Origin of the sequence: Pseudomonas sp. CM25 (assembly GCF_013179705.1) — a bacterium.
Lineage (GTDB): Bacteria > Pseudomonadota > Gammaproteobacteria > Pseudomonadales > Pseudomonadaceae > Aquipseudomonas.
This window is the reverse complement of sequence record NZ_JABMCW010000233.1, coordinates 1-9,025: the sequence shown is the minus strand read 5'-3', so window position 1 is coordinate 9,025 and position 9,025 is coordinate 1. Positions and strand designations below refer to the sequence as shown.

Genomic DNA, 9,025 nt, shown 5'->3' with positions numbered 1-9,025 from the left:
CAGACTTCGGCAAGCTCAATGCACTGGACACGTTACTGGAGGAACCTCACGCCGAGGTTGGCCGAGGCTGGTGGGTAGACAGCGACTCCGCGAGCCCTGAGCGTGGGAGGCTGTGGGATCGCTTGAACGCTGATACAGAAAATGCTCGGTTTTTCGATATGCTGGATCTCTTGCAGGAGCTGTCCGATTTCAGTTGGCCGAAATCCCAGTTGGTCTCCATGACCTGGAAGTTCATGGCAACCATGGACAGCGACCCGGAGTTTGCCGCAAAGGTACAAAGAGCTGCCGAATCTGCGGGCCTGGATAAGCCCGGCGTGCTGGACATGTACAGCAACACGCTGCAGCTTCAAGCGCAACACGATGCGGTGGCCGATTTACGGCTACACAAAGGCCCAGGGCTACTGGCGTTGGGCCGCGCCCTGCAACGCCTCGATAGTCTGAGTACATACGTGAGCGAGGAGCGGCTAAGGCTTGCTGAAACGGTCGAGCCTCAGGTATTGGCGTCACTTGGCTTGCGTTACAGGACGCGCTTGCGAGCCAGGCTCAAGTTGCCTTTCCAGCCCGCCCGGCTGCCGCCCGATCCCAACGTGATACCGCTGACGGGACTACGGCTGCAGTTGGCTGAGGACTTTGTGCGCCAGGCTGAACAGCTTGACCCGCTGACAGCAAGCCTGTGCAGGCGCGCATTCTGGCAGCGCTTTCTTGAACATAATTTTGCCCAACCCTTCAACAATCTGGATCAGCTCGCAGCCGAGCAGCGTTCGGTGCTGTCAGGCCGGCGAGCTGAACTGAGCGAAGCGCAATACCTGGACGAGGTACGTGTACTGGATGTGCAATTGCAGGTTGACCGGGTAGCCTTGCAACGTCAATTGACCCGAAATTACCTGATAAGCATGGACCGTGCCCTGGGCTGAGGAGGGCAGCGGCCAAACCAGTCATCCAGTTTGACAATTTTGGCCATTGCCGCAATGCCCGTGCGGCGCGAACATCGTCGGACCACTCCAAAAACAAGAAACCAGGAGTCCGACGATGCGCGATTACGCCGAGGCCGCTCGAGCGTTCGATCATGCCCAGGCCGCCAATGCGGCGCTGCATGATCACCTAGATGCCCTCAATGCCTGTGTCGAATGCTGTGACCGCCATGCCGGTGGGGGCAAGCCGGCGCTGGTATATGAAGACCGGGACGGCAACAGTGCCTGTTACAGCTTCGATCAACTCAAGGTCGAAGCGGCCCGCTTTGCCAATGTGCTCAAGGCGCAGGGCGTGGGCCCCGGCGAGCGTGTCGCCGGGTTGATGCCGCGTACGCCCGAGCTGCTTGTCACCATCCTCGCCACATGGCGCCTCGGGGCGGTGTACCAGCCCCTGTTCACGGCGTTCGGGCCCAAGGCCATCGAACACCGACTGGAGCAGTCGCACGCCCGGGTGGTCGTCACCGACAGCAATAACCGCAGCAAACTGGACGACGTGCATGCCTGCCCGACTGTTATCACGGTCAAGGCGCGCAGCGGCGAGCTGGATTTCGAGCAGTGCCTGCGCAGCGCCTCGGACGAATGCGAGCCTGTCATGCGTTCGGGCAACGACCCGTTCCTGCTGATGTTCACTTCCGGCACCACCGGCCCGGCCAAGCCGCTTGAAGTACCGTTGCGCGCTATTGTCGCCTTCCAGGGCTACATGCGTGACGCCATCGATCTGCGGCCTGAAGACAACTACTGGAACCTGGCCGACCCGGGTTGGGCCTATGGCCTTTACTATGCCGTTACCGGCCCGCTGTCGCTGGGCCACGCCACCACCTTCTACGATGGCCCGTTCAGCGTCGAAAGCTGCGCCCGGGTAATCGACAAGCTTGGCATCACCAACCTGGCCGGCTCGCCCACCGCGTATCGCCTGCTGATCGCGGCCGGCAAAGACTTTGCCGCGCCGGTCAAGGGCCGCCTGCGGGTGGTCAGCAGTGCGGGCGAGCCGCTCAACCCGGAAGTGATCCGCTGGTTCGCCGATGAGCTGGGTGTGACCATTCATGATCACTATGGCCAGACCGAACTGGGCATGGTGCTGTGCAACCACCATGGTTTGCAGCACCCGGTGCATCTGGGCTCTGCCGGCTTTGCCATTCCCGGCCACCGCATCGTCGTGCTGGACGAGCAGGGCAGAGAACTGCCTGCCGGCCAGCCGGGCATTCTCGCCGTTGACCGCGAGCAGTCGCCGTTGTGCTGGTTCGGCGGCTACCACGGTTTGTCGACCAAGGCCTTCGTCGGCAAGTACTACCTCAGCGGTGACACCGTCGAGCTTAACCACGACGGCAGCATCAGCTTCGTCGGGCGCAGCGACGATGTGATCACCACCTCGGGCTACCGGGTTGGCCCGTTCGATGTGGAGAGCGCGCTGATCGAGCACCCGGCGGTAGTCGAAGCAGCGGTGATCGGCAAGCCAGACCCGGACCGCACCGAGCTGATCAAGGCCTTCGTGGTGCTGGCCAGCGGGTTTGCAGGCAGCGCCGAGCTGGAAGAAACCCTGCGTCAGCACGTGCGCCAGCGTTTGTACGCCCACGCCTACCCCAGAGAAATCGAATTCGTCAGCGAGCTGCCCAAGACCCCGAGCGGCAAGCTGCAACGCTTCATCCTGCGCAATCAGGAAGTCGCCAAACAACAAGCGCAGCAGGCCACCCCTGCCAGCGCCTGAAAGGAAACCGATCATGCAAATAGCTAACAAGCATTTCATCGTCAGCGGCGCTGCATCCGGGCTGGGTGCTGCCACCGCGCAGATGCTGGTCGAAGCTGGCGCCAAGGTCATGCTGGTCGACCTCAATGCCCAGGCCGTCGAGGCCAAGGCTCGCGAGCTGGGTGACAACGCCCGCTTCGCGGTGGCCGACATCAGTGACGAGCAGGCTGCCCAGGCGGCGGTGGATGCGACCGTGAACGCCTTTGGCAGCATTCACGGGCTGGTCAACTGCGCCGGCATCGTCGGTGCCGAGAAGGTGTTGGGCAAGCAAGGGCCGCATGGCCTGGCCAGCTTTTCCAAGGTCATCAACGTCAACCTGATCGGCAGCTTCAACCTGCTGCGCCTGGCCGCTTCGGCCATGGCCGAAGGGCAGCCCGAGGAGGGCGGGGAACGTGGCGTGATCATCAACACCGCGTCCATCGCTGCCTATGATGGCCAGATCGGCCAGGCCGCCTACGCAGCCTCCAAGGGCGCCATCGCCAGCCTGACCTTGCCGGCCGCGCGTGAGCTGGCGCGTTTTGGCATCCGTGTGATGACTATCGCCCCGGGCATCTTCGAAACCCCGATGATGGCCGGCATGAGCGATGAAGTGCGCGCTTCGCTGGCCGCCGGGGTGCCGTTCCCGCCGCGCCTGGGTCGCCCGCAGGAATACGCCGCACTCGCCCGTCATATCATCGAGAACAGCATGCTCAACGGTGAGGTGATCCGCCTCGACGGTGCGCTGCGCATGGCTGCCAAGTAAGGAGAACCCTCATGACCCTCGCCAACGACCCGGTCGTCATCGTCAGCGCCGTGCGCACGCCCATGGGCGGCCTGCAGGGCGACCTCAAGAGCCTGACTGCACCACAGCTGGGCAGCGCGGCCATTCGTGGCGCCGTGGAACGCGCCGGCATCGATGCCGCCAGCGTCGAACAGGTGCTGTTCGGCTGCGTACTCCCTGCCGGCCAGGGCCAGGCCCCGGCGCGCCAGGCCGCGCTGGGCGCCGGGCTGGACAAGCACACCACCTGCACCACCCTGAACAAGATGTGTGGCTCGGGCATGCAGGCCGCGATCATGGCCCATGACCTGCTGCTGGCCGGCACGGCCGACGTGGTGGTGGCTGGCGGTATGGAGAGCATGACCAACGCCCCCTACCTGCTGGACAAGGCCCGTGGCGGCTACCGCATGGGCCACGGCAAAATCATCGACCACATGTTCATGGACGGCCTGGAAGACGCCTATGACAAAGGCCGCCTGATGGGCACTTTTGCCGAGGACTGCGCACAGGCCGACGCCTTCAGCCGCGAAGCCCAGGACCAGTTCGCGATTACCTCGCTGACCCGCGCCCAGCAGGCCATCAGCAGCGGCCGTTTTGCCGCCGAGATCGTGCCGGTTGAGGTTACTGAAGGCAAAGAGAAACGCACCATCAAGGATGACGAGCAACCGCCAAAGGCACGCCTGGACAAAATCCTGCAGCTTAAACCGGCCTTCCGTGAAGGCGGCACTGTGACGGCCGCCAACTCCAGCTCGATTTCCGACGGTGCCGCGGCGCTGGTGCTGATGCGCCGCTCTGAAGCCGACAAGCGCGGCCTCAAGCCGCTGGCGGTGATCCACGGCCACGCGGCCTTCGCCGACACCCCGGCGCTGTTCCCGACCGCACCGATCGGTGCCATCGACAAGCTGTTGAAACGCACCGGCTGGAACCTCGCCGAGGTCGACCTGTTCGAGATCAACGAGGCCTTCGCCGTTGTCACCCTGGCGGCCATGAAGCACCTCGACCTGCCGCACGACAAGGTCAATATCCATGGCGGTGCCTGTGCGCTGGGCCACCCGATTGGTGCCTCGGGTGCGCGCATCCTGGTGACCCTGCTCTCGGCCCTGCGCCAGAACAACCTGCGCCGTGGCGTGGCGGCCATCTGCATCGGCGGTGGCGAGGCCACGGCCATGGCTGTCGAATGCCTGTACTGAGGTGAACCATGCTGGTAACTGACGAGCAACAACAGATCGCCGATGCGGTACGCGGCTTTGCCCAGGAGCGTCTCAAACCCTTTGCTGAACAGTGGGACAAGGAGCACCGCTTCCCCAAGGAGGCCATCGCCGAGATGGCCGAGTTGGGGCTGTTCGGCATGCTGGTGCCGGAGCAGTGGGGCGGTAGCGACACCGGGTATGTGGCCTACGCCATGGCCCTGGAAGAAATCGCCGCCGGTGACGGCGCCTGCTCGACCATCATGAGCGTGCACAACTCGGTGGGCTGCGTGCCCATCCTGCGGTTCGGCACCGAGCAGCAGAAAGAGCGGTTTCTCACGCCGCTGGCCAGCGGCGCCATGCTCGGCGCCTTCGCCCTGACCGAACCGCAGGCCGGCTCCGATGCCAGCAGCCTGAAGGCCCGCGCGCGCCTGGATGGCGACCACTATGTGCTCAACGGCAGCAAGCAATTCATTACTTCGGGGCAGAACGCCGGGGTGGTGATCGTGTTCGCCGTGACCGACCCCGATGCTGGCAAGCGCGGCATCAGTGCCTTTATCGTGCCGACGGATTCGCCGGGCTATCAAGTGGCACGTGTCGAAGACAAGCTTGGCCAACACGCCTCCGACACCTGCCAGATCGTCTTCGATAACGTGCGCGTCCCGGTCGCCAACCGCCTGGGCGGCGAAGGCGAAGGCTACAAGATCGCCCTGGCCAACCTCGAAGGCGGGCGGATCGGTATCGCTTCGCAGGCGGTGGGCATGGCCCGTGCGGCGTTCGAGGTGGCCCGTGACTATGCCAACGAGCGGCAGAGCTTTGGCAAGACCTTGATCGAGCACCAGGCAGTGGCCTTCCGCCTGGCCGACATGGCGACGAAAATTGCCGTGGCCCGGCAGATGGTGTTGCACGCCGCCGCGCTGCGCGATGCCGGGCGGCCGGCGCTGGTGGAAGCGTCGATGGCCAAGCTGTTTGCCTCGGAAATGGCCGAAAAGGTCTGTTCGGATGCCTTGCAGACCCTCGGCGGTTATGGCTATCTGAGCGACTTCCCGCTGGAGCGGATCTACCGCGACGTCCGGGTTTGCCAAATATACGAAGGCACCAGCGACATTCAGCGCATGGTTATTGCGCGCAATCTTTGAAGGAGCAGACTGCATGGCATTCGAAACCATCCTGTTGGACATCCACGGCAAGGTCGGCCTGATCACCTTGAACCGCCCCCAGGCCCTGAACGCGTTGAACGCGCAGATCGTTGGCGAGATCAACCAGGCCCTGGACCAGCTTGAGCGTGATCCGAACATCGGCTGCGTGGTGCTGACCGGTTCTGCCAAGGCGTTTGCCGCTGGCGCCGATATCAAGGAAATGGCCGACCTGCAGTACCCGCAGATCTACGTCGACGACCTGTTCAGCGACGCCGACCGGGTGGCCAATCGCCGCAAGCCGATCATTGCTGCAGTCGCGGGCTTCGCTTTGGGCGGCGGCTGTGAGCTGGCTATGATGTGTGACTTCATCCTGGCCGGCGACAATGCCAAGTTCGGCCAACCGGAAATCAACCTGGGTGTATTGCCTGGCATGGGCGGCACCCAGCGCCTGACCCGCGCAGTGGGCAAGGCCAAGGCGATGGAACTCTGCCTGACCGGCCGCTTGATGGGTGCCGAGGAAGCCGAGCGTGCTGGCCTGGTGGCGCGCATCGTGCCGCAGGCCGAACTGGTTGAAGAGGCGCTGAAAGTCGCGGCGACCATCGCCAGCAAGTCGATCCCGGTCAGCATGATGGTCAAAGAAAGCGTCAACCGTGCCTTTGAGGTGTCCCTCAGCGAGGGTGTGCGTTTTGAGCGTCGCGTGTTCCATGCAGCGTTTGCCACGCACGATCAGAAGGAGGGCATGGCTGCGTTTGTTGCCAAACGTGAGGCGCAGTTCAAGGACCGCTGAACAGCGAGGGCGCTGCAAAGGCAGCGCCCATTCACCTTGCACGGGCAGTCGGGGCGCGTAGTCAGGCAGTGCGCTCAGGTCTTGTTCCACGCCCTGTGTGTACCGATTGCCGAGTCATCGCCGCCGGATACAGCATCTCGCCCTCTTCGCCTTGAAGTTTATGCTGCTGCCTTCAAGCGTATCGAGCCTTTCAATAGCGGGCAGGTACCTTTCCCCATGCTCGGCGAGGGCCTGCATGAGCGGCATTGCGTCACGTAGCGCCTGGTAAGTGGTAGGTACACCATCAAGTCCGCCTGCGGGGAACCCCGGCATTACTTTGTTACCGCCTTGTCGGAATCCTGGCCGTTTCCGGCAAATTAGCCCGTGATTGCTGTTGCTCATGGCGACGTGGCGCCTTAGACTGCCGCCCCCTGTAAAAGAGTGCCGATTGGCGCTTGAAAAATTCCGCTGCCGATGCTCCGGCCTCGGCGGCACCTGAATCGCCTAAATGCACATTTTTTCATAGAGAAATCGATGACCAAGGAACAGTTGCTGGCCATGTCGGCCGATGACTACATGAACGCTGAACAGCTGGCCTTCTTCACTGGCTTGCTGCAGGCGATGAAAGTCGACACCCATGAACGCATCGAGCTCAGCCGTACCACCATCGAGGGCCTGGACACCCCGTCGGACCCGGCCGACGTGGCTTCGGTCGAGGAAGAGCGGAGCTGGCTGGTAAATGCCATCGACCGCGACCAGCGCCTGCTGCCACAGTTGGAGATGGCCCTGGACCGCATCTCTGACGAGAGCTTTGGCTGGTGCGATGACAGTGGTGAGCCTATCGGCCTGAAGCGCTTGCTGATCAGCCCGACCACCAAGTACTGCATCGAAGCCCAAGAGCGCCACGAGCAGCTCGACCGCCACCAGCGCCAGGTGTAACCCCGCGCGCGGTGCCAAGCCCCTCGGAGCAATCCCTGGGGCTTTTGCTGTTGGTTGCGGGCGGTCGGTTTTGTTGCTGCGGGCGTAATACTGCTGTACCGGGATCTGCTGTTTTCTCTACGCAACCACGCGTATCATGGCGCTATCGTTAGGGTGCTAATTAATTCCGGAGGGAATGATGAATAGCCGAGTCGATGTCGCGGTGATGATTGGTTCGGGTGTGCCGGGCATCCTGCAGGCACTGGGCAAGCGTGTTTGCTGGGTGGTGCTGGTCAATGGCGAGCGCCGTGGTACCGCCTTCGCCACGCGTGCAGAGGCGCTGGAGTGCCAGGCTGCCTGGCAGCAACAGCTGAAGAAGGGCCTGGCCGCCTGACCGTCTCAGGGCTTGCAGGTGATGATGCAGCGTGTTGCAGTGGCCGCTACAGTGTAAGAAATATGCTTTGCCTCTCGACGGATTTCAGTGTTTTCGTGCATATTCTTCTCCCAGTAATGTGTTGATGGATTACAGAGCCCGTTCTCGTGCGAGCTCCGGCATAATCTGCCGCCTTTTTGCTGGCCGGTTTGCTATCAGGCATTACGCTTCCCGCATCGGGAATATGCCGAAAGCCTGTCTTGAGGCCAGATCTGGCAAGCCAGAGTAAAGATTCCTGCGCGCTGCATCGCCAGCGAGCACAGACATTTCGCATATCGCTTTATTACTCTTTTCGCCTATCGACAAGAAATGGCCGTGCCTCACCGAACAGAGTTGAGGGCGGGTTGTAACCGGTTGAGGATTACTTCATTGGCAGTCAGCACTCTTGATACCCATGCGTTGTTCGCCTTGGGCGACTTGCGCGGTAAATTGGCCCAACTGTTTCAGGGCCGCTTTATCTATGTCACCGAACAAAGCCCCGAAGGCTTGTACATGGCTGAAATCGACACCGAAAGTGCATTGGTGGTCGACGACAAGCAGCGCCTGGAACTGAAGGTCGGCGACCACTTCCGCGCCGCCGTATTGCCCAGCCGCGAAGGCGGCAAGCTGGAAATGCGTTTTCGCGAAATCAAACTGAATGTTTATGGCGTGGGCGATTACGCCTTCGTCTCGGTGCCCGAAGGGGACGGCATCGTGTTCCGTGAAGGCCACGGGGTAATGCTGGTGTTCGCCGCGCAGCAGCAGGTGCAGGAAGGCCTGGGCAAGTTGCTCAAGGCAGTGACCGGCAAGGTTGCGAAATGGCGCAAGGGCGAACTGACCACCTTCAAGGCCAGCGAATGACCCACGCTGACCGGGCGCCATCTCGGGCCGAGTTTCATCAGCAGCACCAGGCTGGTGCAATGGCTGAGGCTGCGCGTTTGCTGGCCAGGCGCGAGCAGTTGCAAGGCGCCTGGTTGAGTTGGGTGGCCGGTGAATTGTACCGGCTCGGCCCGCCAGCTTATGTCGCCATGGTCCGGCGGGAGCTACAGCGCCTCAGCCAGGGGTGAGCCGGCAACGCTTCAGTGGCCGCGGTCGCGGCCGCTGCTGACCTCTTCGGGTACTGGTTCTTTC

10 protein-coding genes are annotated in these 9,025 nt (G+C 62.5%); all 10 read left to right on the top strand.

Going from position 1 to position 9,025, the window contains the following annotated elements:
* A partial coding sequence (locus tag HP546_RS21015) for an NEL domain-containing protein (RefSeq protein WP_218584575.1) occupies positions 1 to 914 on the top strand: 914 nt, incomplete at its 5' end.
* 115 nt (positions 915 to 1,029) lie between these two features.
* Positions 1,030 to 2,676 carry an acyl-CoA synthetase gene (locus HP546_RS21010; protein ID WP_172229049.1) on the top strand — a complete coding sequence of 549 codons (1,647 nt, stop codon included), beginning with the start codon at positions 1,030 to 1,032 and terminating at the stop codon, positions 2,674 to 2,676.
* Between the two features lie 13 nt (positions 2,677 to 2,689).
* Positions 2,690 to 3,457 (top strand): 3-hydroxyacyl-CoA dehydrogenase, encoded by a 768-nt coding sequence (locus HP546_RS21005; protein ID WP_172229047.1) that lies wholly within the window; start codon positions 2,690 to 2,692, stop codon positions 3,455 to 3,457.
* A gap of 11 nt (positions 3,458 to 3,468) precedes the next feature.
* Positions 3,469 to 4,662 carry an acetyl-CoA C-acyltransferase gene (locus tag HP546_RS21000; RefSeq protein ID WP_172229045.1) on the top strand — a complete coding sequence of 398 codons (1,194 nt, stop codon included), beginning with the start codon at positions 3,469 to 3,471 and terminating at the stop codon, positions 4,660 to 4,662.
* 8 nt (positions 4,663 to 4,670) lie between these two features.
* The gene (locus HP546_RS20995; RefSeq protein ID WP_172229043.1) at positions 4,671 to 5,798 is read left to right on the top strand and encodes an acyl-CoA dehydrogenase; all 1,128 of its coding nucleotides are present in this window, start codon (positions 4,671 to 4,673) and stop codon (positions 5,796 to 5,798) included.
* 13 nt (positions 5,799 to 5,811) lie between these two features.
* Positions 5,812 to 6,585, top strand: coding sequence for an enoyl-CoA hydratase (locus tag HP546_RS20990; protein ID WP_172229041.1), 774 nt, complete (start codon positions 5,812 to 5,814; stop codon positions 6,583 to 6,585).
* 513 nt (positions 6,586 to 7,098) lie between these two features.
* Entirely contained in the window at positions 7,099 to 7,503 is a 405-nt protein-coding gene (locus HP546_RS20985) for a TraR/DksA family transcriptional regulator (protein ID WP_172229039.1), read from the top strand.
* Positions 7,504 to 7,681: 178 nt separating this feature from the next.
* Positions 7,682 to 7,876 (top strand): hypothetical protein, encoded by a 195-nt coding sequence (locus HP546_RS20980; protein WP_172229037.1) that lies wholly within the window; start codon positions 7,682 to 7,684, stop codon positions 7,874 to 7,876.
* A gap of 408 nt (positions 7,877 to 8,284) precedes the next feature.
* Positions 8,285 to 8,755, top strand: a complete 471-nt coding sequence (locus HP546_RS20975; protein ID WP_172229035.1) for a hypothetical protein — start codon at positions 8,285 to 8,287, stop codon at positions 8,753 to 8,755.
* Positions 8,752 to 8,961, top strand: coding sequence for a hypothetical protein (locus tag HP546_RS20970; protein ID WP_172229033.1), 210 nt, complete (start codon positions 8,752 to 8,754; stop codon positions 8,959 to 8,961). The genes HP546_RS20975 and HP546_RS20970 overlap by 4 nt, the downstream gene beginning before the upstream one ends.
* Positions 8,962 to 9,025: the final 64 nt, after the last annotated feature.